The following is a 25815-nucleotide window of genomic DNA, read 5'->3' as shown; positions in this document are numbered from 1 at the left end:
ATTCGAAATTACTCGGCCACAGGCACCAGCGTCGTGATCCCCACAGCCCCGCCACGGGCCAGTGCGGGATCAAGCGACATGGGGATATATTCGCCCCGACGCCACAAATCCCCCAGATCGTCGTAGTACCGCGACAGGAAATGCCCCGATTGACCGGTCGATGTGATGAAAACCGAACTGTCCGGATCGGCGAAATCATAAACTCCGCGATAGGCGGCGGCATGGACGTTGTGGAACGGATCAGGCCCGCTGCCCGCCGTGCGTCCGCGCATCAAGGTGTTGTCGCCGCCTGACGTCGATTGGCGGATGTTCACGAACCACTTGAGAACCGGAGCCGCGCCCAACACCGGATGATCATGGGTCGCCTCATGGGCGTCGCCCCACCGCAGGGACTCCAAGGCGGTGCCGTGGTTTTCGGCCACCCAGACCAGCGCGTCATCAAGTGACAGCCGCGCGATGTCCGAACAGGTCTCGACGGGGGCGGATTGCAATACGTCGCACCACACAGACGCCCCGTCGGTGTCGCGAAAGACGCGTTCGATAAACAAAGGCTCCACATGGGTGTATTCGCGCGCCAGCGGGCCCAGTTCATCGCGGATCAGACGGTCCTGCAAGGCGCGCAGCCAGGCTGAATAAATGAGCGGTTCAGGCAGGTGTTCGTTCATTTCCCCGTTCCATTCAGCCAGCAGGGACAGGGCATCCTGCCGCAGCCGCTGGGGGGTGCCTTCGGGCGCGGCCTCACCGGTGAACCACAGATCCGCCCCGACCAGCGGCAGGATGGACCGCGCGGTATAGCTCACCGTGTCCAGTTGCGCCTCGATGAAACTGTCACGTGTGTGCACCTCGCGGGCCTGCATCAGACGCAGCCACCGGTTCACCCGCTGGCTGTCGCCCCAATGAAAACTCACATGTTCCGGAAACGGGGCGTCGATAATCTTGTTGTTGGTGTTGCCCACCAGACCGCCCACGGGGTCGATCCATTGGGGGTTGGTGTCATAGGGCCTGCGTCCATCCCAGCGGTTCTGGGGCAGATAGCCGAAATGGGGCAGGCGGCCTTGGGTCACGTGATCGGGGCTGCGGTTGGGCACATGGCCCACCAGCTTCAGCCCCACGGAATTGCGATCGGCCAGCGTCACCATCTGCGATGGGGCGACATATCCCTCCAGCGCCGCGATACCGGCCTCGACATTGGTGGCCCGCATCAGTGACATCGCCGCCTGCAGGGTCGTGTCCGCATCCGACAGGGCGGTCCAGCCCAGCGCTGTCACATGGCCGGGCGGGCGGATGGTGCCAAGGTCATACTGGTCGGGCGGCAGGACCGGCCCGTTTGTCGTCCACTGCATCTGGATCGTGACGGGGGCCGCATCGGCCACGCGGATGATGCTTTCGCGTGTCTCGAAACTGGCCCAGCCGTCAGGTGTGCGGTATTGGCTGGCGTCGCTCGGGTTGACCTCTTCGATGAACACATCCTGATCGTCCAGATAGGATGACGTCAGACCCCAGCCCAGATCGGCGGACCGGCCCACCATAACAACCGGCACACCCGGAATAGTGGCACCGATCACGCCGCCGCTTTGCAATTCAAGACGGGCCAGATACCAGATGGACGGGGCCGTCAGCCCCAGATGCGGGTCATTGGCCATCAGGGTCGATCCCGTGGCCGACCGGCTTAGGCCCGCGGCCCAAGCGTTCGACGCCCCCGCCAGCGCACGCGGCTTGACGGGAGACAGCGCGTCAAAGGCCATCCGCCGGTTGGGCGCATAGCGCGGCACATCCGGCATCAGCGTCGCATAACCGGGCAGGGCCGCCAGACCCGCCCCCGGAAAGTCCGGTAAAATATCGCCCAGACGGTCATCATTGTTCAGGATCAGCGACGTGCGCGCACGCAGCACCTCTTCCTCCAGATGACCGCTCAGCTGGAGGGCCATCAGCTTGGTGATGGCGATGGAGTCGGAGGCCTGCCACGGTGCAATCGCGTGATTGAACACCCACATCTCGGGCGCGCCGCGCCCGCGGGCACCGGCGTTCACTTCGTTGATCCACGCGTTCACACCCGCAGCATAAGCCCGCAACGCCGATTGCGTCCGCGCATCCAGCGCGGCAACCGACCGTTGGGACAACGTGCTGAAATCGAACCGGCGGATCAACGTATCAATCGGCAACGTCCTTTCGCCGAAAAGCTCGGACAGGCGGCCTTGGGCCGTGCGCCGCAACATCGTCATCTGCCACAAACGATCCTGCGCATGGGCCAGCCCCAAAGAAAAGAACACGTCCTCATCGGTCTGTCCGAAAATATGGGGCACATTGGCATTGTCGCGCACAATCTCGACCGGGGCCGACAGGCCCGCAATCTCAAGCCTGCCGTCGTAATCCGGCAACGACCGCGAGGCAAAGTAGTAGGCCAGCACGAAGACGGCCACGATCAGAAAGATCAACCCAGAGGCCAGCCGGACAAGCCAACGAAAGGCGAACGCCATGAAGTCTTCCTTTTATCACCGTCCCGCACCCCATTGACGACGGGGCCGCGCCCGTTACCTATCACGCAACAGCCAAAACGATGCAAGTATGAGGGAACATCATGACGAAAGTCGCATTTCTGGGCCTAGGGGTCATGGGATATCCCATGGCCGGACATCTGGTCAAAGCCGGATACGAGGTCACGGTCTACAACCGCACCCAGTCAAAAGCCTCCGCCTGGGCGGATGAATTCGGCGGCAAAATGGCAACCACCCCAGCCGTTGCAGCCATGGGCGCGGAGTTTGTCATGGCCTGTGTCGGCAACGACGATGACTTGCGCGAAATCTGCCTCGGCGAGGACGGCGCATTTGGCGCGATGTCGCGCGGCGCGATTTTTGTGGACCACACGACCGTGTCGGCGAAAGTCACCCGCGAATTGTACATCGCCGGTGAGGCGCTTGGTCTGGCGTTTGTGGACGCGCCCATTTCGGGCGGACAGGCAGGGGCCGAAAACGGCGTCCTTTCGGTCATGTGTGGTGGCGATCAGGCGGCCTTTGACGCCGCCAGCCCCATCATCGACACCTATGCGCGCATCTGCAAACGCATCGGCGACAGCGGCGCGGGACAGATGACCAAGATGTGCAACCAGATTGCCATTGCCGGTCTTGTGCAGGGCCTGTCCGAGGCGCTGCACTTTGCCGAACAGGCGGGCCTTGACGGGCGCGAAGTGGTCGAGGTGATCAGCCAGGGGGCCGCCGGATCGTGGCAGATGCAAAACCGCTACCAGACAATGATTGACGGTGAATTTGAACACGGGTTCGCGGTGGACTGGATGCGCAAGGATCTTGGCATTTGCCTGGAAGCCGCGGATGAAACCGGTGCATCACTCCCTGTCACGGCGCTGGTCGATCAGTTCTACAAAGAGGTACAGAACATGGGCGGCGGGCGTTGGGATACCTCAAGCCTGATCAAACGACTTCGGGCCCCGAAGGGCTAACACAACTATTTGTTGTATCAGTGTCACAGGTGGAAAACCTTACCTTGCTCACGTGTGATTGCCCCGCCAAACCACCTATGTGATTACTCACGTAGTTATATCTTAATGGATGGAAATTCTCAATGATCCGTACTTCTTCACTTTCTCTCGGCCTCGTTCTGGCCGGCACAACTGCATTTGCAGGTAACCTGTCCGAGCCCGTCGTCGTGGCCCCGGTTGTGGCGCCCGTCATCGTGGCACCGTCCCTCGACTGGTCCGGTTTTTACGCCGGTGCCCAGTACACACTGGGTGAAGTTTCCTCAGAGGGTACGCCCGAAACGCTCGACGTCGACGGCTTCGGTGTGCACGCCGGTTACCTTTATGACCTGGGCTCCTTCGTTCTGGGTGGTGAGCTTGATTACGAAATGCTCGAACTGTCCGGTGGCGGCGGTTCCGCTGATGTTGACGCAACACGTCTGAAAGCAATCGCCGGTTACGACCTTGGCAGCTTCATGCCTTACCTGACCGCTGGCGCAATCCAGCTGTCCGGCGACGGCTTTGAAGAAGACGGCACCTTCTACGGTCTGGGTGGCAAGTATCAGGTGACTGACAACATCCGTTTGGGTGCTGAGTATCTGGTCCACACCATTGAAGATGCCGGTGCCGACGTTGACGTCGACACATTCAGCCTGCGTGCATCCTACAACTTCTAAGTTGTCCGATCACAAACACAAAGGGCGTCGCACATGCGGCGCCCTTTTTCGTGGGCGGACCGGTGGCGCGGCCCTAGTCCGCGCGCGCGCACATCCCGACCCAGCGAGTGTTGGCCGGTTGCAGGGTCAGTCGCGCCGATCCGTCCGCCCGCACGATCATCAATCGTGACCCCAACGCGCCCGCGTCTTCATGAAACCCTTCTATGCCACCTGCCATCATAATGGCCTGCGCCGTGAAGGTCGCATCATCCATTGTCACCTGCGTGACCTGTCTGCGGGGTGGCTCATCCGGGCTTTGCGGATTTACGAACTGGTTGGGGTCGATGTCGAAGGTCACTTGCATCGTGTCACACAACAGCGTGCACGCCTCCTGCGTCATGTCGCAGACCCACTGTGCCGATGCCGTCTGCGACATCCCCACAAGAACCAGCGCCGCTAGGGCGAGACGAGGCGGTCGCATCGGCCGGACGCAAAATGTTCACGCGGATCGGGTTCCCCCTCCACGTCGGACGTCGCATAGAAATCCAGCGCACGGTCGCGGAACAGAATCAACCGTCCCGCAACATCCCCCCCGGTCGAGGTGAAAGTCAGCGTCTCGTCCGTGCGGTCCAGCGTGGCCCGCGGGTCCATGCCGGGGATTTCAAGACGGGGCTGTCCGTCCACGTATTCGGTATAGGCGATGATGTAGATCGGGTTGGAGGTGCACGCCTCACCAACGCAATACCGCTCAAACGTACAGACATAATGGGGGTAATCTGGATCGCCCGAAATGTCGGGCGCATTGGTCCGTTCGGTGAAGATCATGAACAGGGTCACCCCTGCAATCATCAGCACAACAAGAACCGGCAGGACAGTGAAATTGCGTTTGGCCATTTGATCCTCAATCCCTTGTCAGGTTTTCCGTATGCCGCGCGCCATCACACTGACAGCCGCGCCGCATGGGCGCCGCGTTCGCGGTAGGGGGTGGTGTCATAGTGTGACCTGTAGCATTTCGAAAAATGCGACGGCGACGCAAACCCGCAGGCCAGCGCCACGTTGATCACCGACATATCCGTCTGCATCAGCAGATTGCGCGCCTTTTGCAGCCGCAATTCCATGTAATAGCGTTTGGGGGACCGGTTCAGATAGCGCCGGAACAGCCGTTCCAGCTGCCGCGTAGACATGCCGACATCCTTGGCCAGAATGGAGGGGCTGATCGGTTCTTCGATGTTCTGCTCCATCGCCTGGATAACGCGGCTCAGTTTCGGATGCCGCACGCCGATCCGCGTGGGGATCGACAGACGCTGGGTGTCCTGATCGGTGCGGATCGCGGAATAAATCTGCTGATCGGCCACCGCGTTGGCCAGCGTTTCGCCGTGGTCATCTGCGATGATCTGCAAAAACAGATCAATCGAAGACGTGCCCCCGGCGGTGGTCCAGCGGTTGCCGTCCTTGACGAAGACGGATTTTGTCAGTTCGACCTCAAGAAATTCTTCGGCAAAGCTGTCGTGGTTTTCCCAGTGGATCGTCGCGCGTTTGCCATCCAGCAGGCCCGCCTTGGCCAGTGAAAAGGCCGCCGTACACAGCCCGCCCATCACCAGCCCGCGCCGCGCCTCGCGCCTGATCCAGTTCAGGATGCGTTTCGTCGTGGCCGCCTGCACATCGCGCCCGCCACACAGAATGACCGTATCATCGCGGTGCAATTCGTCCAGATCACCGTCAAGCGCAAAGGTCGTGCCGGTGGAACAGCTGATTGTGTCGCCGCCTTCGCCAATCAGGCGCCAGGTATACAGCTCCTGTCCCGCCATCCGGTTGGCCAGACGCAGACAATCAATGGCTGCGGCAAAGGACAAAAGGGTGAACTGGTCCAGCAGAACAAAGACGAACCGGCGCGGTGTGCCGGTTTGGCTTTCTACTTCGACGGGTGTGTATGTCTGCATGGTGATCGCTTCGTTAGGTGACGGTTAGGCTGAGCATCTTTCTATGGCACAATCAAGACAAATAGCCGTCGGGTCAGACTTTAGCGAAGCGGCATTTGCCATTGGACCTTATCCACATCCTCGTTATAAGCGGGTCTGGTATCGCCAAACGTCCTGCGGGGCAGGCCGCGATCACATGTATTTTCAATCGGAGCAAGAACATGACGGACTGGAAGAAATCTGACTGGCGCAACAAGCCCCGGGTGCAGATGCCGGACTATACCGACGCGGAGGCTTTGGCCGCTGTTGAGGCAAAGCTGTCTTCCTATCCACCGCTGGTTTTTGCCGGCGAGGCGCGCCGCCTGCGTCAGGAACTGGCCGCCGTCAGCCGCGGTGAGGCATTCCTGTTGCAGGGCGGCGATTGCGCCGAAAGCTTTGCGGCCTTCAACGCCGACGCAATCCGCGACACCTTCAAGGTGATGTTGCAGATGGCGGTGGTGCTGACCTACGGCGCCAAGGTGCCCGTGGTGAAAGTGGGCCGCATGGCGGGTCAATTCGCCAAGCCACGGTCGGCCCCGACAGAGACGGTGGGCGGTGTGGAACTGCCCAGCTACCGTGGTGACATCATCAACGATCTGGATTTCACGCCCGAGGCGCGAATCCCGAACCCCGACAAGATGTTGCAGGCCTACACGCAGGCGGCTGGCACGCTGAACCTGCTGCGCGCCTTTTCGACAGGGGGGTACGCGGACATCCACAAGGTCCACGGCTGGACGCTGGGCTTCACCGGCGCACCAGAGGCGGACAAATACCGTGCCATGGCCGAACAGATCAGCGGCACGCTGGACTTCATGAAGGCCGCAGGCATGGACGCCGAAGCGGCGCACGCCATGGAAACGGTGGATTTCTACACCTCACATGAGGCGCTGTTGCTGGAATATGAAGAGGCCCTGACGCGGATTGATTCCACATCCGGCAAATGGCTGGCCGGGTCCGGTCATATGATCTGGATCGGGGACCGCACCCGTCAGCCCGACGGCGCGCATGTGGAATTCTGTTCCGGCGTGCAGAACCCCATCGGGTTGAAGTGTGGCCCGACGATGACGTCTGGCCACCTCAAGGCGTTGATGCAGAAGTTGAACCCCGCCAATGAAGCAGGGCGTCTGACGCTGATCGCACGCTTTGGGGCAGGGTCCGTGGCCGAACATCTGCCGCGTCTGATCAAGGCTGTGGAAGAAGAGGGCGCCAAGGTCACGTGGGTCTGCGATCCGATGCACGGCAACACCATCAAGTCCTCCACGGGCTACAAAACCCGTCCCTTCGACAGTGTCCTGCGTGAGGTGCGCGAATTCTTTGGCGTGCACAACGCCGAAGGCACGATCCCCGGCGGTGTGCATTTTGAAATGACCGGCGCGGATGTGACCGAATGCACCGGCGGCGTGCGGGCTGTGACGGACGAAGACCTGTCTGACCGCTACCACACCGCCTGCGATCCGCGTCTGAACGCGTCGCAGTCGTTGGAATTGGCGTTCCTTGTGGCAGAAGAGCTGTCTTCGCGCCGCGCATCGGTTCTGGCGGCGCAATCCGCCTGAACCACAAAAACCAGCGTTTTGACCCCTTAAGGGTTCGACACAACAAGGCGAAGGGCAGGCGTGTCCTTCGCCTTTTGTGTGTCCGAAGGATCGGTCACAACCCTCAGCGATGGCCGCGTCCGCGCAGGGCGGCCGCCCTCGACCGCTGTCAGGCCCGTCACCGGGTCAACCCGCGGGGCTGTCACGTCAGAGATGTCGAACCGGCGTCCCCCCATGCCCCGCCGTCCGGACATCACCAGCACACCCAACAGGCGGGTCACCTGCCCGTGGTCGTCGCGCAGCGGCAACAGCAGGATCTTGCCTTGCAGGACCGGCTGGCCTACGGCGCGGGGGGATGTGAGGGGCAATTCAACGATGGCGGGCGTGGTAAACGCGGCCTCGATATAATTCGACATGGCCGCACGGGAGGCGGGCAGCATAATCGCGGTCATCGGAAGGCCACGCGGCTCCATCCCGATCAGTTTGCCGATGTTGCGTCCCGCCACACGAACGCGCGCCACGCCGGGGGCTACGCGTTCCAGAATAAAGCTGTCCTCAAGCTGGCGCCCCATGGCGACAGGGTCCAGATCGGCGCGCGACGGCACGCCAAGCCTGCGCGGCAGCGAGGTCCAATAACGTTCAAGTTCGTTCAACGCTGTAGGGTTCGTCATTATGACGTCCTCAGCTTGGGCCACATCCTTGCTGCCAAGTTTGTAGGGGTCAAATGTCATACTCATTACGGTTGTCCTGTCTGGGTCGTTTGATTGCTCAGTTTATGACACATTTGCGTCGCATTTTCTCTAAACAAAGTATTAATGGGTTAATGACACGGCGATGTTGCGGGGCAGCCTGCGGTCGATGCGGCGGGGCGACACTTGCCCTCCGATTGCATTTGCCTTTAGGTGCAATGGCATAGCCCCCGACCAAAGGACCGCCCGTGATCCGCTCCATGACCGCATTTGCCACGCAGCAAGGATTCGCCGATGACGCGGGCTGGACATGGGATGTCCGCAGTGTGAATGGCCGTGGACTGGATGTGAAACTGCGCCTGCCCGACGGGTTCAGCGATGTGGAGGGCCATGTCCGCAAGGCCGTGGCGGCGGCAATCACGCGGGGCAACGTGTCCATCAGCCTGCGTTTGAACCGGACCCAGACCGATGGCGCGCTTGAGGTGGATCAGGACAGGCTGGACCTGATCCTCGCGGCCCTAGACCAGATACAGGACCGTGCCTTTGACAAGGGCGTCACATTGGGCCAGCCCACTGCGGCGGATGTTCTGGCACAAAGGGGCGTTCTGGTGGCGCGCCAAAGCGACGACACCGGCGCCCTGATCACCCCGCTCAAGGCCGGTTTTGCCGAGGCCCTTGCCGGTCTGATTGACATGCGAGACCACGAAGGGTCTGCGCTGGAAAAGGTGCTGCGCGGCCAGATCGACACCATCGAAGGGTTGACGCAGGATGCCGCTCAAGCCGCCGCTGACCGAACCGATACCCTGCAGGATCAGCTGGACCGCGCTTTGGCCCGTGTGGCGGGCCAGACCTCCGTGGATCCCGACCGTCTGGCACAGGAACTGGCCCTGATTGCCGTGAAATCCGACATCACCGAAGAAATCGACCGGCTGGGCGCGCATATTCAGGCCGCCCGTGATCTGCTGGACGCGGGCGGACCGGTGGGGCGCAAACTCGATTTTCTGACGCAGGAATTTAACCGTGAGGCAAACACTTTGTGTTCCAAGGCCCATGCGACGGCGCTGACGCAAATCGGGCTTGCCCTCAAGGCGGTCGTCGACCAAATGCGTGAACAAGTCCAAAACGTGGAGTAACCGATGGCGCGGCGCGGTCTTCTTATCATCCTGTCCTCGCCTTCGGGTGCAGGAAAATCCACACACACCAAACGCCTGCGGGCCTGGGACCCGACCATCCGGTTTTCGGTATCAGCCACCACGCGCACCCCGCGTGAGGGGGAGGTCAACGGCGTCGATTATCACTTCAAGACCGAAGAGGATTTCAAAGCGCTCGTGACAGATGGCAAGATGCTCGAACACGCGCATGTCTTTGGCAATTTTTACGGCTCGCCCATGGATCCGGTACGCGATGCAATCAACGAAGGCGTTGATGTGTTGTTTGACGTGGACTGGCAGGGGGCCGAACAGATCAAGGACAGCCCGTTGGGCCAGCACGTGCTGAGCGTGTTTTTCCTGCCCCCGTCGATCAAGGAACTGCGCCGCCGTCTTGAGACACGCGGCCAAGACAGTATGGAGGTTATCGACAAGCGAATGGATCAAAGCTGGGACGAAATCAGCCACTGGCGCAGCTATGATTATGTGCTGGTCAACGATGATCTGGACGCCACCGAAGCGCGCCTGCGCACTATTGTTGAGGCCGAGCGTCAACGCCGTGATCAGCAACCCGATCTGGCCGATCACGTGCGCCAACTGCAAGACGAATTCGCGGAGGGCAAGTGATGCTGTATGACCTCGCGGGCGCGCGCCCGGACATTGATCCAGCCGCATGGATCGCTCCGGGCTGTCACCTGATCGGTAAGGTGACAGTCGCGCCCAAGGCGTCCGTCTGGTTTGGCACAACCATGCGCGGCGACAATGAAATGATCACTGTGGGCGCGGGCAGCAACGTGCAGGAAAACTGCGTGCTGCATACGGACATGGGATTTCCCCTGACGATTGGTGAAAACTGCACCATCGGCCACAAGGCAATGCTGCATGGCTGCACCATTGGCAATAATAGCCTGATTGGCATGGGGGCGACCGTGCTGAACGGGGCTGTCATTGGCAAAAACTGTCTGATCGGGGCAGGGGCCCTGATCACCGAAGGCAAGGTGATCCCCGATGGATCGCTTGTCATGGGCATTGGAAAGATCGTGCGCGAACTGGACGCCCAAGCGATTGCGGGCCTCACCGCCTCCGCCCTGCATTATCAAGAAAACGCTGCTCGGTTTGCAGCCGGTCTTAAGGAAATCTGATGTCTGATACGCCCAAGTCGTTGGCGCGCCGTCCGGCGTGGCCCACATCTGTGTCCCGCCCCGTGGTGACCCCTTTGCAACCGTCGGTCGTTTACGCGTCGCCCGATCCTGACGGGCTGGACCGCCAGTATGAAGACGGCTCCGGCTTTACCTATGCGCGCGAAGGGCATCCCAATGCCTCCGTTCTGGCCCAAAAGATCGACGGGCTTGAGGGGGTTGCAGGCGGGATCATCACAGGGTCCGGCATGTCGGCTGTGGGGGCGGTGTTCTTGGGCGTACTGAAGGCAGGTGATCATGTGATCGGGGCGGACCAGCTTTATGGCCGCACCTTGCGTCTGATGACGGAAGACCTGCCCAAATTCGGGGTTGAAACCTCACTGGCCGACCCCACAGATGCCGCCGCCATCGCCGCCGCCATCCAGCCCAACACGCGGATGATTGTCGTCGAAGTCGTGTCAAACCCCACGATCCGAGTGGCCGATATGGAAGGGATTGCAGCCTTGTGCGCAGACCGTGGTATTCTGCTGATGGTCGACAACACCTTTACCACCCCGCGCAGCTACCTTCCGTTTGAACATGGCGCGGATATTGTCATCCATTCGGTGACGAAACTGCTGGCCGGCCATTCGGACGCAACGCTTGGCTATGCTGTGGCCCGCGACCCCGAACTGATGGACAAGATCAACGTGGCCAATGTTACTTGGGGCCTCACGCCAAGCCCCTTTGACTGCTGGCTGGCGGAACGTGGCCTGCAATCCTTCGATCTGCGCTATGACCGCGCCGAGGCCACCGCGACCGCCCTGTCGGAGGCCTTGTCCGGTCTGCCCGGTGTGACCAAGGTCCTGCACCCCAGCCGCCCCGATCATCCTGATCACAACCGTGTGGCTCGAGTTTTGGGCGACCGTCCTGGCAATATGATGTCGTTCGAGGTGGCAGGGGGCCGTGATGCGGCCAATGCGCTGACAAACGCCGCAAAGGACCTGCCCTTCGCGCCCACCTTAGGGGATGTGGGCACGACGCTTAGCCATCCGGCGTCATCGTCCCATCGCGCGTTGACAGAAGACGGGCGCGCGAAGCTTGGCATCTCCGAAGGGTTCTTCCGCGTCTCTGTCGGTCTGGAGGACCCCGCGTTGTTGATCGACGAACTGACCCACGCCATCGCGGAAAGCCAGAAAGCCTGATCCATGTCCGATCTGCGCGCCCTGATTGCCAGTCTGCCCAATCCGGTGATTGTGGTGGGCAGCGATTTGCGCATTCGCGGCATCAACGCGCCTGCGCGCACTTTGGTCGGTAAGGATTGCGACGGCTGGCACTATGTCACGGCCCTGCGCCAACCGGCGGTTCTGGACGCGGTCGAGGCGTCGATGGCCGACGGCGGGCAGCGTGTGGCGCGCTATCTGGGCAATGACGGCGCACGTGATACGACGTGGGATGTCTCGGTCCGCGCCGTTGTCCTGTCGGAAGGGCGCACCGTCGTTATGTCCTTTCAGGACATGACCGCTGTCGAAGATGCAGGAGAGATGCGGCGCGGCTTTGTGGCCAATGTCAGCCATGAAATGCGCACGCCGCTGACGTCCCTTCTGGGGTTTATCGAAACCCTGCGCGGCCCCGCGCGCAATGATCCCGCCGCCCAACAGCGGTTCCTGGCGATCATGGAACAGGAGGCCGGGCGCATGCACCGGCTGGTCGAGGATCTGTTGTCACTCAGCCGGGTGGAAGATCAGGAACGCATCCGCCCCACGGACAAGGTGCCGCTGAACACGCTGATCGGGGAGGTACTTGAGGCGCTGGCCCCCGTGGCCACGGCGCGGGGGGCGCGCTTTGTCATGGACATGCCCGATGACACGATTGAAGTGTTGGGCGATTGGGGGCAGCTGTGGCAGGTCGTCAGCAACCTGACTGAAAACGCCGTCAAATACGGGCGCGAAGGCGGCACTGTCACGATCACCCTGTCCGAACCGGCCCAGCAAAATGCCCTGATGCAGCCCGGCGTGCGCCTGTCCGTACGTGATGAGGGGGACGGGATCGCCGCGCATCACATTGCCCGCCTGACCGAGCGATTCTACCGCGTCGACACCCACCGCAGCCGTGAAATCGGCGGCACGGGGCTGGGTCTGGCGATTGTAAAACACATCATCACCCGTCATCGGGGCCGATTGCGGATCGAAAGTGAAATCGGCCAAGGGTCTGTTTTCACAGTCATATTACCGGTCGGAACGGCTGGCCCTGCAGAATAATTCGCCTGCGGCGACGGCTGTCATATATCTTTTACATAAACGTCACAAAAGCGTTTTGCGCGGGGCGTAGCCACCTCCCCACGAGCCTTCGATCCGCGAAGGATCAGCCCCTGCGCGCAGGGGGATGAAAACGACGTACAGGAGACTTCAATGTCCTTCATCAAAACGACCGCCTCCACCCTGGCGATCACTGCCATTTCCGCGACCGCCGCTGCTGCCCGTGACAACGTTCAGGTTGCCGGTTCCTCCACCGTGCTGCCCTATGCGTCCATCGTGGCCGAAGCCTTTGGCGACAACACCGACTTCCCGACACCTGTTGTGGAATCCGGTGGTTCCTCCGCCGGTCTGGCCCGTTTCTGCGAAGGCATCGGTGAGACAACCATCGACGTGGCCAACGCCTCCCGTGGTATCCGCGACGGTGAGATTGAGGAATGCGCTGCCAACGGCGTGACTGACATCATCGAAGTGCGCATCGGCTATGACGGCATCGTTTTTGCCTCCCAGATCGATGGCCCAGACTTTACGGCCTTCACCCCATCCGATCTGTTCAACGCGCTGGCCCCACAGGTCATGGTGGATGGCGAACTCGTCGACAACCCCTACACACAGTGGTCCGAATTCAACGCGGATCTGCCAGCGGCTGACATCCTTGCTTTCATCCCCGGCACCAAGCACGGCACACGTGAAGTGTTCGAAGAAAAGGTGATCGCAGTGGGCTGCGAAGAAACCGGCGCGTTTGAGGCGATGATGGAAGCAGGCATGTCCGAAGACGACGCAGAAGACGCCTGTCTGGCTGTCCGCACCGATGGTCTGTCCGTGGACATCGACGGTGATTACACCGAAACGCTCGCCTCCATCGACGCAAACCCCAACGCCATCGGCGTCTTCGGTCTGGCCTTCTACGAAAACAACACCGATACGCTGAAAGTGGCGACCATGTCCGGTGTTGAGCCAACAACCGAAACCATCGCCGCAGGTGACTACCCTGTGTCCCGCCCGCTGTATTTCTACATCAAAGGCGCGCACATCGGTGTTATCCCCGGCCTGAAGGAATATGCACAGTTCTTCATGGCGGATGAGTTGGCAGGCCCCGACGGCCCATTGGCCCAGTACGGTCTGGTCTCCGACCCTGAGCTGGCAGCCACACAAGCCAAGATCGAAGCCGAAGAGGCCATGTAAGCCCCTTCAGGATGGCGCGGCGCTGGTCGCGCCATCCCGTTTTGCCGCCCCCCATCAGGGGCGGCCTTTTGACGACAGGCCCCATGACCGATAAGAGGGCCGAAATGAAGACCGGAACGCACGCGTTCCACCCTCGAGCGGAGCTGCCATGCCGATCCTCACCCTTCTTGTCGTCCTCGCGATTATCGCTGTCGCAGGCTATGTGCTGGGCCGCAGGCGGGCCATGGCCTCGGCCGATGGCGACATGCGCAAATTGCATTCGCTGCCCAGTTACTACGGATACAACGCCGCCCTGACGGGTCTTGTGCCTGCCGCACTGGTGCTGGCGGTCTGGACTATCGCGCAGCCCATGGTGCTGCAAAACAACGTATCCGACATGATCACCACGGAGGTGGCCGATGACGGTGCGCTGAGCCTGATCATGTCCGACGTGCGCCGCTTGGCCGATGGGTTGGACACCGCCGTGGCCCAAGGCGCGCTGACGCCTGCTGAGGCCGCGAATATGACCGCTGAGGGCACGGACGTGCGCGGCACCCTGGCCGATGTGGGCGTGGCACTTGGGTCCGAGGTGTCGCAGGACGTGCTGGGGGCCGCACAGGCCTACCGCGCAGGCTCTGCCACCGGTAACCTGATCAAGACTGTCCTTGTGTTGCTGATCGCCATTGGTGGGACGGCTTTTGCGCTGATGAAAACCACCGCGACCTTCCGCGCGCGCAACACGGTGGAACGGGGCGTCATGGCGGTGCTCATCGCAGCCGCGTCCATCGCGATCCTGACGACCATCGGGATCGTTCTGTCGCTGGTGTTCAACACGGTCGAATTCTTCCGCCTCTATCCGGCCATGGATTTCTTCTTTGGGACCACGTGGCAGCCCAGCTTTTCGGGGCGCGGCGGGGCGTCTGAACTGGGGTTGCTGCCGCTTCTTTGGGGCACGCTCTACATCTCTTTCGTGGCGCTGCTGGTGGCGGTGCCCATCGGGTTGTTCGCGGCCATTTACCTGAGCGAATATGCAGGGCCACGGGTGCGGGCCTTTGCCAAACCGATGCTTGAGGTTCTGGCCGGTATTCCCACAATCGTTTACGGCCTCTTCGCGCTGCTGGTCGTGGGGCCGATGCTGAAGGATGTCTTTGGCGGGGATGGTGCGCTTGGGGTTGCATGGATGACCGGCGACCGGTCCGTCATCACCGCAGGGCTGGTCATGGGGATCATGTTGATCCCCTTTGTGTCGTCCCTGTCCGACGACATCATCAACGCGGTGCCGCAATCCATGCGCGACGGATCGCTGGGCTTGGGCGCGACCCCGTCAGAGACCATCCGCCAAGTCGTCCTACCCGCCGCCTTGCCGGGCATCGTGGGGGCGATCCTGTTGGCCGCCTCCCGCGCGATTGGCGAGACGATGATCGTGGTCCTTGGGGCAGGGGCCGCAGGGCGCCTTGACCTTAACCCGTTTGAGGCCATGACCACCGTCACCGCCAAAATCGTCAGCCAGCTGACCGGCGACAGCGACTTTTCGTCACCCGAGGCGCTGGTGGCCTTCGCCCTTGGTATGTCGCTGTTTGTCATCACGCTGGGGCTGAATGTCTTCGCCCTCTTCATTGTCCGTAAATACCGGGAGCAATACGAATGACCGCGTCCCCCAAATCCTCCCTGCTGACGGTCGATGCGCGCACCAAAAAGCGCAACGCGGCTGAGAAGCGGTTCAAAGCTTACGGCATCGTCGCCATCGCCATTGGCCTCATGTTTCTGGTCGTGCTGCTGACGTCGATCCTGCGCTCGGGCTTGCCCGCGTTCACCAACACGGTCGTGGCGTTAGAGGCGACAGTCACGCAGGAAGATTATGACGCCGCCGAAGGCCAGCTGCTGAAAACCGCCGCATATGAGGCCCTGTTGGTGGCCAAGGTCAACGAATTCCTCACCGCCCAAGGGTCCACCATTGAGGTGGATGAGGATTTCATCACCGACCGTCTGGTGCCCAAAACAGGCGCCACGATCCGCGAATTCTACAAAGCGAACCCGGATCAGATCGGCCAGCCTGTGACGTTCAATCTGCCCGCCTCGACCCGCATCAGCCGCTATTTCGAAGGCGACCTTCTGCGCGAAGACGTGACAGACAGCCGCTTTTTGATGGTCGAAGACCTTGACGTGGTGGATGAGATGATCGCCGCAGGCCTGATCACCACGGCCTTTGACTGGAACTTCATCACCGGCACGGACACCGCCGTGGACAACCCCGGCGGCGCGGGCATTGGTGCGTCGGTCATCGGGTCGTTCTTCATGATGATCGTGGTGCTGCTGCTGGCATTGCCCATCGGCGTCGCGGCCTCGATCTATCTGGAGGAATTCGCGCCCAAGAACCGCCTGACCGATTTGATTGAGGTGAATATCTCAAACCTCGCGGCGGTGCCGTCCATCGTGTTTGGTATCCTGGGCCTTGCGGTGTTCATCCAGTTCGCCCATCTGCCGCAATCGGCCCCGCTGGTGGGTGGCCTTGTGCTGACACTGATGACACTGCCGACGATCATCATCTCAACCCGCGCGTCCCTTAAATCCGTCCCGCCAAGCATCCGCGATGCGGCCTTGGGCGTCGGGGCGTCCAAAATGCAGGCGGTGTTCCATCACGTGCTGCCGCTGGCCATGCCGGGTATCCTCACGGGCACGATCATTGGTCTGGCACAGGCCTTGGGCGAGACGGCGCCGCTGCTGCTGATTGGCATGGTGGGCTATGTGGCACGGGAATATCCGGACGGGATCATCTCGGGCTTTGTGGACAGCAACTCCGCCATGCCCGCGCAAATCTACACCTGGGCGGCCCGTGCCGACACCGGGTTTTACGAAAAGGCCTGGGGTGGCATCATTGTGCTGCTGGTCTTCCTGCTGACCATGAACCTCATCGCGATCCTGCTGCGCCGCCGGTTTGAGCGCCGCTGGTAAGGACCCCCGCCATGAAAGATCTGAATTTGACTGAAAAGAGCCACCTCATGTCCGACACCAAAATCTCCGCCAAAGGCGTGCAGGTCTATTACGGCGACAACCACGCCATCAAAGACGTGAACGTCGACATCGAAGACAAGACCGTCACCGCCTTCATCGGCCCGTCGGGCTGTGGCAAATCCACGTTCCTGCGCACCATCAACCGCATGAACGACACGATTGATATCTGCCGCGTCGAAGGCGACATCCTGATCGACGGCGAAGACATCTATGACCCTGCCGTGGATCCGGTGCAGCTGCGCGCCAAGGTGGGCATGGTGTTCCAGAAACCCAACCCGTTCCCGAAATCCATCTACGACAATGTGGCCTACGGCCCCAAAATTCACGGGCTGGCGCGCAACAAGGCCGAACTGGATGAGATCGTCGAAAAATCCCTGCGCAAGGCCGCACTGTGGAACGAAGCCAAGGACCGTCTTCAGGCCCCGGGCACGGGGCTGTCGGGCGGCCAACAGCAACGTTTGTGCATCGCGCGCGCGATTGCCACGTCACCTGAGGTTCTGTTGATGGACGAACCCTGTTCGGCGCTTGACCCGATTGCCACGGCCCAAGTCGAAGAACTGATCGACGAATTGCGCCAGTCCTTCAGCGTGGTCATCGTCACCCACTCCATGCAGCAGGCCGCGCGGGTCAGCCAGAAAACGGCCTTCTTTCACCTCGGCAACCTCGTGGAATTCGGCGAGACCGACAAGATTTTCACCAACCCCGAAGACCCCAGAACGGAGAGCTATATCTCCGGCCGGATCGGGTAAGGAGCAGTTATGAACGAGCATATTTCATCCGCCTTCGACCGCGACCTTGAGACCATTCAGGCGCTTGTTGTCAAAATGGGCGGCCTTGTGGAAAACGCGATCCTTGAGGGCGCGAAATCCCTCGAAACCCGTGACGTGGAACGGGCCGAGGTTGTCCGCAAGGGCGACAAGGTCATCGACGCGCTGGAAGAGCAGATCAACGAAGAAGCGGCCCGCGTCATCGCCCTGCGCGCGCCCGTGTCCAAAGACCTGCGGTCGCTTTTGTCGGTCTTGAAACTGGCCTCCAGTCTGGAACGCATGGGCGACTACGCCAAGAACATGGCCAAACGCACGTCGCTTCTGGCCGAAATGCAGCCCATCAACGGCACCGACGCGGCCCTACGGCGCATGTCCAAAGAGGTTCAGGCGATGTTGTCGGACGCGCTGGATGCCTACGTGCGCCGCGATGCCGATCTGGCCGAAAGCGTGCGCCAGCGCGACAGCGAAGTGGACCAGATGTACAACGCGCTGTTCCGTGAATTCCTGACCTTCATGATGGAAGACCCGCGCAACATTACGGCCTGTATGCATATGCATTTCATCGCCAAGAACGTGGAACGCATGGGCGATCTGGTCACCAATATGTCCGAACAGGTCATTTATATGGTCACCGGTGAAATGCCTGACGAAGACCGCCCCAAGATGGACCACACAGCCACCATGCAGGCGGAGGGCTGATCCCATGTCGCAGCCACATGTTCTCATCGTTGAGGACGAGCCCGCCCAGCGGGAGGTGCTGTCCTACAATCTGGAGGCTGAGGGGTTTCGCACCACCAAAGCCGAAGACGGCGAACAGGGGCTGATGCTGGTCGAGGAAGACACGCCCGACGTGATCGTTCTTGATTGGATGCTGCCCAATGTGTCCGGGATTGAGGTCTGTCGCCAGTTGAAGACACGCAGCGACACGCGAAGTATCCCGATCATCATGCTCTCGGCCCGCTCGGAAGAGGTCGACAAGGTGCGCGGGTTGGAAACGGGCGCGGATGACTATGTGGTCAAACCCTATGCGGTGGCCGAACTGATGGCGCGGGTGCGCACACAACTGCGCCGCGTGCGGCCGTCAACCGTGGGGCAAATCCTGACGTTTGAAGACATTCAACTCGATTCCGAAACCCACCGCGTCACGCGCAAATCCTTTGAGATCAAACTTGGCCCAACGGAATTTCGCCTGCTGACGACCTTCATGGAAAAACCCGGCCGTGTCTGGAGCCGTGAACACCTGCTGGACCGGGTCTGGGGGCGCGACATCTACGTCGACACCCGCACGGTCGACGTCCACATCGGACGGTTGCGCAAGGCGCTGACGCAACACGGCGGCACAGACCCCGTGCGCACGGTGCGCGGTGCGGGCTACGCCTTGGGTTAACCCGCAGCCGCGCGTTCGTCGGCGGCAGCTTTCTTTGCCGTGGCCCGTGTGATCAGCGACGCGGTGATGACGCCCAATGTCACAATGCCGATCATGATCGTGCTGAGGGCATTGATCTCGGGCGTGACGCCCAAGCGCACGGCGGAGAAGATTTTGATCGGCAATGTCGTGGCCGATGGCCCGGCGGTAAAGGACGCGATCACCAGATCATCAAGGCTGAGCGTGAACGCCAGCAACCATCCCGATATCACCGCTGGCATGATGATCGGCAAGGTCACGGAGCGGAACGCGTCAAAGGGCGTGCAACCCAGATCCAAGGCAGCTTCCTCCAGCGATTGATCGAAACTGACCAGTCGCGATGTGACGACCACGGACACGTAGCACATGGCAAAGGTCGTATGCGCCAGCACGATTGTGAAAACGCCACGGTCCAATCCGATGGCGATAAAGAACAACAGAAGCGACAGGCCTGTAATGACCTCAGGCATGACCAGCGGCGCGTAGATCATGCCGCTGAACAACCCGCGTCCTTTGAACCGACCCGCGCGGACCATGGCGTAGGCCGCCATGGTGCCCAGCACCGTGGCCAAGGTGGACGACCAGAATGCCACCTTGATCGTGACCCAAGCCGCATCCAGAAACGCATCGTTTTGCCACAGCTCCCCGTACCATTTCGTGGAAAACCCCGCCCAGACTGTCACCAGACGGCTTTCGTTAAAGCTGTAGATGATCAGGATCAGCATCGGCAGGTAGAGAAACGCAAAGCCGAACGTCAGGGACGTCGCGTTGAACCATGAAAACCGCCTCATTGGTCCGCCTCCTGATTGCGTTGGAACAGCACGATGGGGATGATCAGGATCAACAGCAGGATCACCGCCACAGCGGAGGCCACGGGCCAGTCGCGGTTGTTAAAGAATTCTTCCCACAGGACTTTGCCGATCATCAGCGTGTCCGATCCGCCCAGCAGGGACGGGATCACGAATTCGCCCAAGGTGGGGATGAAGACCAGAAAACACCCCGCGATGATGCCCGGTTTGGACAGGGGCGCTGTAACCAGCCAGAAGGCGGACAGGGCGGTGCAGCCCAGATCCTCGGCGGCCTCCACCAGACTGTCGTCCATCTTTTCCAGGGCGGCATAAATCGGCAGGACCATGAACGGCAGGTAGGTGTAGACGATGCCGATGTAGACGGCGATGTTGGTGTTCAGGATCGTCAAAGGCTCCCCAATGATCCCAAGCGACAGCAGCAGTTGGTTGAGGTAGCCTTCGGTGCTCAGGATGCCGATCCATGCGTAGACGCGGATCAGGAAGGACGTCCAGAACGGCAGGATCACCAGCATCAGCAAGGTGGGCCGCCAGTGGGAGGGTGCCCGCGCCATGGCGTAGGCGATGGGATAACCGATCAGCAAGGTCAGGAAGGTCGAGATCAGCGCGATTTTCAGCGATGACAGATAAGCCGCGAAATACAGGAAATCCGGCACGTCGACAAAGGATTGAAGGGCAGGGAACAGCAAGGCGAGAACAGCCACCACCAGCGCCACATTGACCAAGGCCACCGCCAGCGCCGTCAATGCAGCGGCGGCGGTATCAAAGAACCCGTTGGGCGTGTCCGGCACCAGTGCACGGCGCACGCGCGGGTAAACGATGCGGAACATCACCGCCGACAGCACAATCGCCGCAAACCCCGCAAAGACCGCACCCGCGCCGATAAAGGCGTAGTTTTCCAGATCAAGCCCCGCGACCATCGTCCAGAACCCGTCTTTCAAGGTCGGCGTATAGGGCGGGATGGCCAGCGCAATATCACTGAGAGAGATTTTCAGCACGATGCCAAACGGCACCAGAAAGAACACCAGAAGCCAGACATAAGGCAGCAGGATCAGGACCTTACGGCTCATTCTGAAAGCACCACGCCTGCGGTGTCCGTCCAACTGAGGTAGACGTGATCCTCCCACGTGAGGTTCCGGCGAGAGATGCGTCGCGTGTTCGTGGCCTGTGCCTTGACGATCAGGCCGGGGGCGACCTCAACATGATAGGTGGAAATGTTGCCGAGGTACGCAATGTCGAGGATCTTGCCCTCCATCACATTGGCGGCCTCAGGTTTTTCGGCAGAAATCGCGACCTTTTCGGGCCGGATCGCGAATTGCACGGTGCTGGCGGCGGGGGGTGGTGTGTCGGCGGTCGCTTTGATCGGGTCTTCCGTGGGGGACCATTTAATCGCCACAGACGTGGGGTCCGCGCCCTTTGGCTGGACCTCAACCGTGCCTTCGATCAGGTTCACATCCCCGATGAAGTCCGCCACGTAAGCGCTTGTCGGGGCTTCATAAATCTGGTCCGGCGTGGCCACTTGTGCAAGGTTGCCATCCACCATCACCGCCACGCGGGAGGCCACGGTCATCGCCTCTTCCTGGTCGTGGGTCACGATGACGAATGTGGTGCCGGTGCTTTCCTGAATATCCATCAGTTCAAACTGCGTCTCATGACGCAGCTTTTTGTCCAAGGCACCTAAAGGTTCGTCCAATAACAACAGCTTGGGCGCTTTCGCTAAACTGCGCGCCAAGGCCACACGTTGCCTTTGGCCACCCGATATCTGATGCGGTTTGCGTTTGGCGAATTTGCCCAGCTGGGTCAGTTTGAGCATCCGTTCCACGCGGTCGCCGATCTGGTCTTTGGGCATGTCGGACCGTTTGAGGCCAAAGGCGATGTTTTCCCAGACGGTCAGATGGGGGAACAGCGCGTAGGACTGGAACATCATATTGACAGGCCGCTCGTTCGGCGGCACCGGCCCGATATCCACACCGTCCAGAATGATCGACCCTTCGGTGGGTTTTTCAAACCCCGCAAGCATCCGCATCAACGTGGTTTTGCCACAGCCCGACGGCCCCAAAAGGGCAAAGAATTCCTTGGCATAGATGTCCAAGGTCAGGTCTTCGATCGCGGTGAAATCGCCAAACCGTTTGGTGACATTCTTGAACTGGATCAACGGCACTTCGGCCGGATCATCCCACGGGGCAAACACCGCATCAGGTCTGGGCTGCGCCATCATATCTCTTTCAAAAGGAAAACCCCCGCGCCGATAAAAGCGCGGGGGATCAGTGGCTTACTGGCCGGACTTGATGCGTGTCCACAAACGGGTCACGTCGCGCTGAACGCGCGCAGGATAGGGCCGCGTGATGTAGAGGTTTTCCAGCGTGGCCTCATCGGGGTAAACCGCAGGATATTCGAGGATTTCAGGATCAATAAATTCCTGTGCGGCCTCGTTCCCGCTGGCGTACCAGACGTAGTTGGTGGCAGCGGCGGCGTTTTGTGCATCAAGGATGAAGTTGATGAATGTATGCGCGCCTTCGGGGTTGGGGGCGTCTGCGGGGATGGCCATTTGGTCAAACCACATCTGCGCGCCTTCCACTGGGATCGCATAGTCGATCTCATTGCCGTTTTCGGCCTCGGCTGCGCGGAATTGCGCAAGGAACACGTCACCCGACCAGCCCACGGCCACGCAGATGTCGCCATTGGCCAGCGCTGTGATGTATTCGGAACTGCCGAATTTCTGGATGTAGGGGCGCACGCCCGCAAAGACCGCTTCCGCCTTGGCGATGACCTCAGGGTCGTGGCTGTCGGGGTCTTCGCCGATGTAGTTCAGCGCGGCGGGGATCATCTCGGTCGGGGCATCAAGGAAGTGCACGCCGCATTCGGCCAGCTTTTCCATGTTCGCAGGGTCAAAGACCAGATCCCAGCTGTCGACGGGGGCGTCTTCGCCCAAAATCTCCGCCACTTTGTCGATGTTGTACCCGATGCCTGTGGTGCCCCACATGTAGTTCACCGAATATTCGCCGTTCGGATCATACTGATCCGTGCGTTCCTGAATGGTGTCCCAAAGGTTGGCGTGGTTGGGCAGCTGCGCCAAATCCAGTGGTTGGAAGGCACCTGCGGTGATCTGGCGCTGCAGGAAGGTGGCCGAGGGCACGACGACGTCGTATCCGGACCCGCCAGACAGCAGTTTGGTTTCCAGCACCTCGTTGCTGTCGAACACGTCGTAGATCAGATCAATGCCGGTTTCGTCTTCGAACTGCGTCAGCAGGTCTTCGTCGATATAATCGGACCAGTTGTAAACGCGGACTTCTTCGGCGGCGGCCATGCCAGCTGTCAAAGCAGCGGCGGCGATGCCGGACATCAGATGTTTGGTGGTCATGAGTGGTTTCCCTGTCAAAAGAATGCAGCACTTTGGCCGCTTGCAAAGTGACTATGAAAGGCGCAATCGGGTTTTGCAATATGGCGCGCGCAGGGTGTGATCCGCGACGTGTGGTTTTGTTTGACACTGCTGCGGGTCCAAATAAGCTGCTTAAAATTCAGGCCGCACGTGCCTGACCCATCCTCAAGGACATTTGTGATGAACGTCATTTCCAACCACATGCCCACGGCTGATCTGCAGCGGCTGGATGCGGCCCACCACATGCATCCGTTTACTGCCGGGGCAGAACTGGCCGAAAAGGGCGCACGGATCATCACCTCAGCTGATGGGGTGATGCTGACCGACAGCGAGGGGCATCAAATCCTCGATGCCATGTCGGGGCTGTGGTGCGTGAACATCGGCTATGGACGCCGCGAACTGGCCGATGCGGCCCAACGGCAGATGATGGAACTGCCCTATTACAACACGTTCTTCCAGACGACCCATGTGCCTGCGATTGCGCTGTCGGCCAAGCTGGCCGAACTGGCGCCACGGGATCTGAACCATGTGTTCTACGCGGGGTCCGGGTCTGAGGCGAATGACACAAACATCCGCCTTGTCCGCCATTACTGGGCGCAAAAGGGCCAGCCGGACCGCAACATCATCATCAGCCGCACCAACGCCTATCACGGGTCCACCTTGGGCGGTGGGTCATTGGGCGGCATGTCGGGCATGCAAAACCAAGGCGTGCCGGTGATCCCCGGCATCCATCACATCGATCAGCCCGATTGGTGGTCTGAAGGCGGCGACATGTCGCCCGAGGATTTTGGCATAGCCCGTGCGCGCCAGTTGGAGGAAGCGATCCTTGCCCACGGCCCCGACCGCGTGGCCGCGTTCATAGGGGAACCCGTGCAGGGGGCTGGCGGTGTGATCGTGCCGCCCCACACCTATTGGCCGGAAATTCAGCGCATCTGCGACGAATACGGCATCCTTCTGATCGCGGATGAGGTGATTTGCGGCTTTGGCCGGACGGGCCATTGGTTCGGGTCCGACTACATGGGCATTCGGCCCCATATCATGACCATCGCCAAGGGGCTGTCGTCAGGCTACGCGCCCATCGGCGGGTCGCTGGTTTGTGATGAAGTGGCGCAGGTCGTGAACAACGCAGGCGATTTCAACCACGGCTACACCTATTCCGGCCACCCGGTGGCCTGTGCCGTGGCGCTGGAAAACCTGCGCATCCTGCAAGAGGAGCGGATCATTGAGAATGTCCACGACAAGATCGCGCCGTACCTTGCTGATAAATGGGCACAAATGACCGATCACCCCCTTGTGGGGGAGGCCAAGATCGTGGGCATGATGGGGTCCATTGCGCTCACGCCCCACAAAGCCAGCCGTGCCAAATTCGCCGCCGACGCAGGCACCGTGGGCCTGCATTGCCGCACGCGCTGTTTTGCCAACGGTCTGGTCATGCGTCATGTGGGCGACCGGATGATCATCGCGCCGCCGCTGGTGATCTCTGAAGGTGAAATCGACACGTTGATTGAACGGGCGGTTCAGTCTTTGGATGAAACCTACGACCTGATCCGTGCCGAAGGGCTGTATCAGGCCGCCTGATGGATCTGTTGACCGCCAATGACCGCGCGGGGGAATACCCTGCGTCCTATTATGCGGCTACGGCCACACCGCTTGACCCGTTTCCCGCGGCCAAGGGGGCTGTCCGCTGTGACGTCTGTGTGGTGGGGGGCGGCTATTCGGGCCTGTCGGCCGCGCTGCATCTGGCGCAGGCAGGATATGACGTGGTGCTGTTGGACGCGCAGCGCGTGGGCTTTGGCGCGTCGGGGCGCAATGGTGGGCAGGTGGGCACCGGCCAGCGGATCGGACAGGATGATCTGGAAGGGATCGCGGGGCGCGACCAAGCCCGCGCCCTTTGGGATTTATCCCTTGAATCCGTGAACTTACTGCGCAGCCTTAAAGCAAAGCACGCGATGGACTGCGGCTGGTCCGACGGAATTATCGAGGCTGATCACAAAGCCAAATTCGTGCCCCATTCCCACGCCTATGCCGAAAAACTGCAACGGGACTACGGCTATGACCTGATCCGCCCCGTGGGGCGTGAGGAGATGCGCGAACTTGTCGGCTCACCTGCCTATCACGGCGGTACGCTTGATATGGGCGGCGGCCATATCCATCCGCTGCGCTTTGCCTTTGGGCTGGCGCGGGCGGCACGGGACGCGGGTGTGCGGATTTTTGAACAATCAAAGGTGACAGAGGTGACGCCGGACGCGAAAGTCGTCACGCAACATGCTAATATCACGGCAAAACACGTCATTCTCGGGTGCAATGGCTATCTGGGCGCGCTGAACACCGATGTGGCCGCACGGGTCATGCCGATCAACAATTTTATCGCAGCAACTGCGCCCTTGGACGACTCAAAAACCATCATCCGCGACAATCATGCTGTGGCCGACAGCAAGTTCGTCATCAATTATTTCC

The 25815-nt window shown here is 60.7% G+C and carries 25 protein-coding genes; 16 read left to right on the top strand and 9 right to left on the bottom strand.

Annotated elements, in window-relative coordinates:
- Nucleotides 1–8: 8 nt before the first annotated feature.
- The gene (locus tag QZ653_RS07775) at nucleotides 9–2477 is read right to left on the bottom strand and encodes a penicillin acylase family protein (RefSeq protein ID WP_296419194.1); all 2469 of its coding nucleotides are present in this window, start codon (nucleotides 2475–2477) and stop codon (nucleotides 9–11) included.
- A 101-nt stretch (nucleotides 2478–2578) separates the two neighbouring features.
- Here QZ653_RS07775 and QZ653_RS07770 point away from each other — a divergent pair, with 101 nt between their 5' ends.
- Both QZ653_RS07770 and QZ653_RS07765 read left to right on the top strand, forming a co-directional pair.
- Nucleotides 2579–3454: an NAD(P)-dependent oxidoreductase gene (locus tag QZ653_RS07770; RefSeq protein ID WP_296419192.1), complete on the top strand. Its 876-nt coding sequence runs from the start codon at nucleotides 2579–2581 to the stop codon at nucleotides 3452–3454.
- A gap of 122 nt (nucleotides 3455–3576) precedes the next feature.
- Nucleotides 3577–4146, top strand: coding sequence for an outer membrane protein (locus QZ653_RS07765; protein WP_296419191.1), 570 nt, complete (start codon nucleotides 3577–3579; stop codon nucleotides 4144–4146).
- 73 nt (nucleotides 4147–4219) lie between these two features.
- Here QZ653_RS07765 and QZ653_RS07760 read toward each other — a convergent pair whose 3' ends face one another.
- Genes QZ653_RS07760 through QZ653_RS07750 form a run of 3 tightly spaced genes read right to left on the bottom strand, consistent with a single transcriptional unit; the run spans nucleotide 4220 to nucleotide 6065 of the window.
- A complete protein-coding gene (locus tag QZ653_RS07760; RefSeq protein ID WP_296419189.1) occupies nucleotides 4220–4525 on the bottom strand; it encodes a hypothetical protein in 306 nt (101 codons plus the stop codon).
- A 56-nt stretch (nucleotides 4526–4581) separates the two neighbouring features.
- A complete protein-coding gene (locus tag QZ653_RS07755) occupies nucleotides 4582–5019 on the bottom strand; it encodes a hypothetical protein (protein WP_296419188.1) in 438 nt (145 codons plus the stop codon).
- Between the two features lie 44 nt (nucleotides 5020–5063).
- Nucleotides 5064–6065, bottom strand: coding sequence for a GlxA family transcriptional regulator (locus tag QZ653_RS07750; RefSeq protein ID WP_296419187.1), 1002 nt, complete (start codon nucleotides 6063–6065; stop codon nucleotides 5064–5066).
- A 200-nt stretch (nucleotides 6066–6265) separates the two neighbouring features.
- On the opposite strand from QZ653_RS07750, the gene QZ653_RS07745 reads away from it, so the two are divergent.
- The gene (locus tag QZ653_RS07745; RefSeq protein ID WP_296419185.1) at nucleotides 6266–7636 is read left to right on the top strand and encodes a class II 3-deoxy-7-phosphoheptulonate synthase; all 1371 of its coding nucleotides are present in this window, start codon (nucleotides 6266–6268) and stop codon (nucleotides 7634–7636) included.
- 26 nt (nucleotides 7637–7662) lie between these two features.
- Here QZ653_RS07745 and QZ653_RS07740 read toward each other — a convergent pair whose 3' ends face one another.
- Complete coding sequence (locus QZ653_RS07740; protein WP_296419183.1) at nucleotides 7663–8352, bottom strand: PAS domain-containing protein; 690 nt, start codon at nucleotides 8350–8352, stop codon at nucleotides 7663–7665.
- Nucleotides 8353–8552: 200 nt separating this feature from the next.
- Between QZ653_RS07740 and QZ653_RS07735 the strand changes: the two genes are divergently transcribed.
- The 11 genes from QZ653_RS07735 (at nucleotide 8553) to phoB (ending at nucleotide 19155) form a co-directional block, all read left to right on the top strand.
- Nucleotides 8553–9437, top strand: a complete 885-nt coding sequence (locus tag QZ653_RS07735) for a YicC/YloC family endoribonuclease (RefSeq protein WP_296419180.1) — start codon at nucleotides 8553–8555, stop codon at nucleotides 9435–9437.
- Between the two features lie 3 nt (nucleotides 9438–9440).
- Nucleotides 9441–10079, top strand: a complete 639-nt coding sequence (gmk, locus tag QZ653_RS07730; RefSeq protein WP_296419178.1) for a guanylate kinase — start codon at nucleotides 9441–9443, stop codon at nucleotides 10077–10079.
- Nucleotides 10079–10594, top strand: a complete 516-nt coding sequence (locus QZ653_RS07725; RefSeq protein WP_296419176.1) for a gamma carbonic anhydrase family protein — start codon at nucleotides 10079–10081, stop codon at nucleotides 10592–10594. The genes gmk and QZ653_RS07725 overlap by 1 nt, the downstream gene beginning before the upstream one ends.
- On the top strand, nucleotides 10594–11775 hold the full coding sequence (locus tag QZ653_RS07720) for a trans-sulfuration enzyme family protein (RefSeq protein ID WP_296419175.1): 1182 nt from the start codon (nucleotides 10594–10596) through the stop codon (nucleotides 11773–11775). Before QZ653_RS07725 ends, QZ653_RS07720 begins: the two co-directional genes overlap by 1 nt.
- A gap of 3 nt (nucleotides 11776–11778) precedes the next feature.
- Nucleotides 11779–12831 carry an ATP-binding protein gene (locus QZ653_RS07715; protein ID WP_296419173.1) on the top strand — a complete coding sequence of 351 codons (1053 nt, stop codon included), beginning with the start codon at nucleotides 11779–11781 and terminating at the stop codon, nucleotides 12829–12831.
- 150 nt (nucleotides 12832–12981) lie between these two features.
- Nucleotides 12982–14010: a PstS family phosphate ABC transporter substrate-binding protein gene (locus QZ653_RS07710; protein WP_296419171.1), complete on the top strand. Its 1029-nt coding sequence runs from the start codon at nucleotides 12982–12984 to the stop codon at nucleotides 14008–14010.
- Between the two features lie 148 nt (nucleotides 14011–14158).
- Nucleotides 14159–15637: a phosphate ABC transporter permease subunit PstC gene (gene pstC, locus QZ653_RS07705; RefSeq protein ID WP_296419168.1), complete on the top strand. Its 1479-nt coding sequence runs from the start codon at nucleotides 14159–14161 to the stop codon at nucleotides 15635–15637.
- Entirely contained in the window at nucleotides 15634–16941 is a 1308-nt protein-coding gene (gene pstA / locus QZ653_RS07700; RefSeq protein WP_296419166.1) for a phosphate ABC transporter permease PstA, read from the top strand. The genes pstC and pstA overlap by 4 nt, the downstream gene beginning before the upstream one ends.
- Before the next feature lie 47 nt (nucleotides 16942–16988).
- Nucleotides 16989–17750 carry a phosphate ABC transporter ATP-binding protein PstB gene (gene pstB, locus QZ653_RS07695; RefSeq protein WP_296419254.1) on the top strand — a complete coding sequence of 254 codons (762 nt, stop codon included), beginning with the start codon at nucleotides 16989–16991 and terminating at the stop codon, nucleotides 17748–17750.
- Nucleotides 17751–17759: 9 nt separating this feature from the next.
- Complete coding sequence (gene phoU, locus QZ653_RS07690; protein ID WP_296419164.1) at nucleotides 17760–18467, top strand: phosphate signaling complex protein PhoU; 708 nt, start codon at nucleotides 17760–17762, stop codon at nucleotides 18465–18467.
- A 4-nt stretch (nucleotides 18468–18471) separates the two neighbouring features.
- Nucleotides 18472–19155 (top strand): phosphate regulon transcriptional regulator PhoB, encoded by a 684-nt coding sequence (gene phoB / locus QZ653_RS07685; protein WP_296419162.1) that lies wholly within the window; start codon nucleotides 18472–18474, stop codon nucleotides 19153–19155.
- Here the strand turns inward: phoB and QZ653_RS07680 are convergent.
- Genes QZ653_RS07680 through QZ653_RS07665 form a run of 4 tightly spaced genes read right to left on the bottom strand, consistent with a single transcriptional unit; the run spans nucleotide 19152 to nucleotide 23340 of the window.
- Complete coding sequence (locus QZ653_RS07680; protein WP_296419160.1) at nucleotides 19152–19964, bottom strand: ABC transporter permease; 813 nt, start codon at nucleotides 19962–19964, stop codon at nucleotides 19152–19154. The two genes, phoB and QZ653_RS07680, sit on opposite strands and share 4 nt — an antisense overlap.
- Nucleotides 19961–21049: an ABC transporter permease subunit gene (locus QZ653_RS07675; protein WP_412766003.1), complete on the bottom strand. Its 1089-nt coding sequence runs from the start codon at nucleotides 21047–21049 to the stop codon at nucleotides 19961–19963. The genes QZ653_RS07680 and QZ653_RS07675 overlap by 4 nt, the downstream gene beginning before the upstream one ends.
- Entirely contained in the window at nucleotides 21046–22197 is a 1152-nt protein-coding gene (locus tag QZ653_RS07670) for an ABC transporter ATP-binding protein (RefSeq protein ID WP_412766002.1), read from the bottom strand. Before QZ653_RS07670 ends, QZ653_RS07675 begins: the two co-directional genes overlap by 4 nt.
- A gap of 54 nt (nucleotides 22198–22251) precedes the next feature.
- Nucleotides 22252–23340: a polyamine ABC transporter substrate-binding protein gene (locus QZ653_RS07665; RefSeq protein WP_296419156.1), complete on the bottom strand. Its 1089-nt coding sequence runs from the start codon at nucleotides 23338–23340 to the stop codon at nucleotides 22252–22254.
- A gap of 198 nt (nucleotides 23341–23538) precedes the next feature.
- On the opposite strand from QZ653_RS07665, the gene QZ653_RS07660 reads away from it, so the two are divergent.
- Nucleotides 23539–24936, top strand: coding sequence for an aspartate aminotransferase family protein (locus QZ653_RS07660; protein WP_296419154.1), 1398 nt, complete (start codon nucleotides 23539–23541; stop codon nucleotides 24934–24936).
- A partial coding sequence (locus QZ653_RS07655; protein ID WP_296419152.1) for an NAD(P)/FAD-dependent oxidoreductase occupies nucleotides 24936–25815 on the top strand: 880 nt, incomplete at its 3' end. The genes QZ653_RS07660 and QZ653_RS07655, both read left to right, overlap by 1 nt.

This window comes from Pseudooctadecabacter sp. (assembly GCF_020627745.1).
GTDB lineage: Bacteria > Pseudomonadota > Alphaproteobacteria > Rhodobacterales > Rhodobacteraceae > Octadecabacter.
The sequence above is the reverse complement of the archived record's forward strand: the minus strand, read 5'-3'. Positions and strand labels throughout refer to the sequence as shown.

What these genes read in the sequence shown, in the direction of transcription:
- QZ653_RS07710 (WP_296419171.1), top strand. Translation starts at nt 12,982, where the DNA reads ATGTCCTTCATCAAAACGACCGCCTCCACCCTGGCGATCACTGCCATT.
- QZ653_RS07745 (WP_296419185.1), top strand. Translation starts at nt 6,266, where the DNA reads ATGACGGACTGGAAGAAATCTGACTGGCGCAACAAGCCCCGGGTGCAG.
- QZ653_RS07720 (WP_296419175.1), top strand. Translation starts at nt 10,594, where the DNA reads ATGTCTGATACGCCCAAGTCGTTGGCGCGCCGTCCGGCGTGGCCCACA.
- pstC (WP_296419168.1), top strand. Translation starts at nt 14,159, where the DNA reads ATGCCGATCCTCACCCTTCTTGTCGTCCTCGCGATTATCGCTGTCGCA.
- phoU (WP_296419164.1), top strand. Translation starts at nt 17,760, where the DNA reads ATGAACGAGCATATTTCATCCGCCTTCGACCGCGACCTTGAGACCATT.
- QZ653_RS07725 (WP_296419176.1), top strand. Translation starts at nt 10,079, where the DNA reads ATGCTGTATGACCTCGCGGGCGCGCGCCCGGACATTGATCCAGCCGCA.
- gmk (WP_296419178.1), top strand. Translation starts at nt 9,441, where the DNA reads ATGGCGCGGCGCGGTCTTCTTATCATCCTGTCCTCGCCTTCGGGTGCA.
- QZ653_RS07755 (WP_296419188.1), bottom strand. Translation starts at nt 5,019, where the DNA reads ATGGCCAAACGCAATTTCACTGTCCTGCCGGTTCTTGTTGTGCTGATG.
- QZ653_RS07665 (WP_296419156.1), bottom strand. Translation starts at nt 23,340, where the DNA reads ATGACCACCAAACATCTGATGTCCGGCATCGCCGCCGCTGCTTTGACA.
- pstB (WP_296419254.1), top strand. Translation starts at nt 16,989, where the DNA reads ATGTCCGACACCAAAATCTCCGCCAAAGGCGTGCAGGTCTATTACGGC.
- QZ653_RS07715 (WP_296419173.1), top strand. Translation starts at nt 11,779, where the DNA reads ATGTCCGATCTGCGCGCCCTGATTGCCAGTCTGCCCAATCCGGTGATT.
- QZ653_RS07770 (WP_296419192.1), top strand. Translation starts at nt 2,579, where the DNA reads ATGACGAAAGTCGCATTTCTGGGCCTAGGGGTCATGGGATATCCCATG.
- QZ653_RS07775 (WP_296419194.1), bottom strand. Translation starts at nt 2,477, where the DNA reads ATGGCGTTCGCCTTTCGTTGGCTTGTCCGGCTGGCCTCTGGGTTGATC.
- QZ653_RS07740 (WP_296419183.1), bottom strand. Translation starts at nt 8,352, where the DNA reads ATGAGTATGACATTTGACCCCTACAAACTTGGCAGCAAGGATGTGGCC.
- pstA (WP_296419166.1), top strand. Translation starts at nt 15,634, where the DNA reads ATGACCGCGTCCCCCAAATCCTCCCTGCTGACGGTCGATGCGCGCACC.
- QZ653_RS07675 (WP_412766003.1), bottom strand. Translation starts at nt 21,049, where the DNA reads ATGAGCCGTAAGGTCCTGATCCTGCTGCCTTATGTCTGGCTTCTGGTG.
- phoB (WP_296419162.1), top strand. Translation starts at nt 18,472, where the DNA reads ATGTCGCAGCCACATGTTCTCATCGTTGAGGACGAGCCCGCCCAGCGG.
- QZ653_RS07680 (WP_296419160.1), bottom strand. Translation starts at nt 19,964, where the DNA reads ATGAGGCGGTTTTCATGGTTCAACGCGACGTCCCTGACGTTCGGCTTT.
- QZ653_RS07765 (WP_296419191.1), top strand. Translation starts at nt 3,577, where the DNA reads ATGATCCGTACTTCTTCACTTTCTCTCGGCCTCGTTCTGGCCGGCACA.
- QZ653_RS07660 (WP_296419154.1), top strand. Translation starts at nt 23,539, where the DNA reads ATGAACGTCATTTCCAACCACATGCCCACGGCTGATCTGCAGCGGCTG.
- QZ653_RS07760 (WP_296419189.1), bottom strand. Translation starts at nt 4,525, where the DNA reads ATGACGCAGGAGGCGTGCACGCTGTTGTGTGACACGATGCAAGTGACC.
- QZ653_RS07750 (WP_296419187.1), bottom strand. Translation starts at nt 6,065, where the DNA reads ATGCAGACATACACACCCGTCGAAGTAGAAAGCCAAACCGGCACACCG.
- QZ653_RS07670 (WP_412766002.1), bottom strand. Translation starts at nt 22,197, where the DNA reads ATGATGGCGCAGCCCAGACCTGATGCGGTGTTTGCCCCGTGGGATGAT.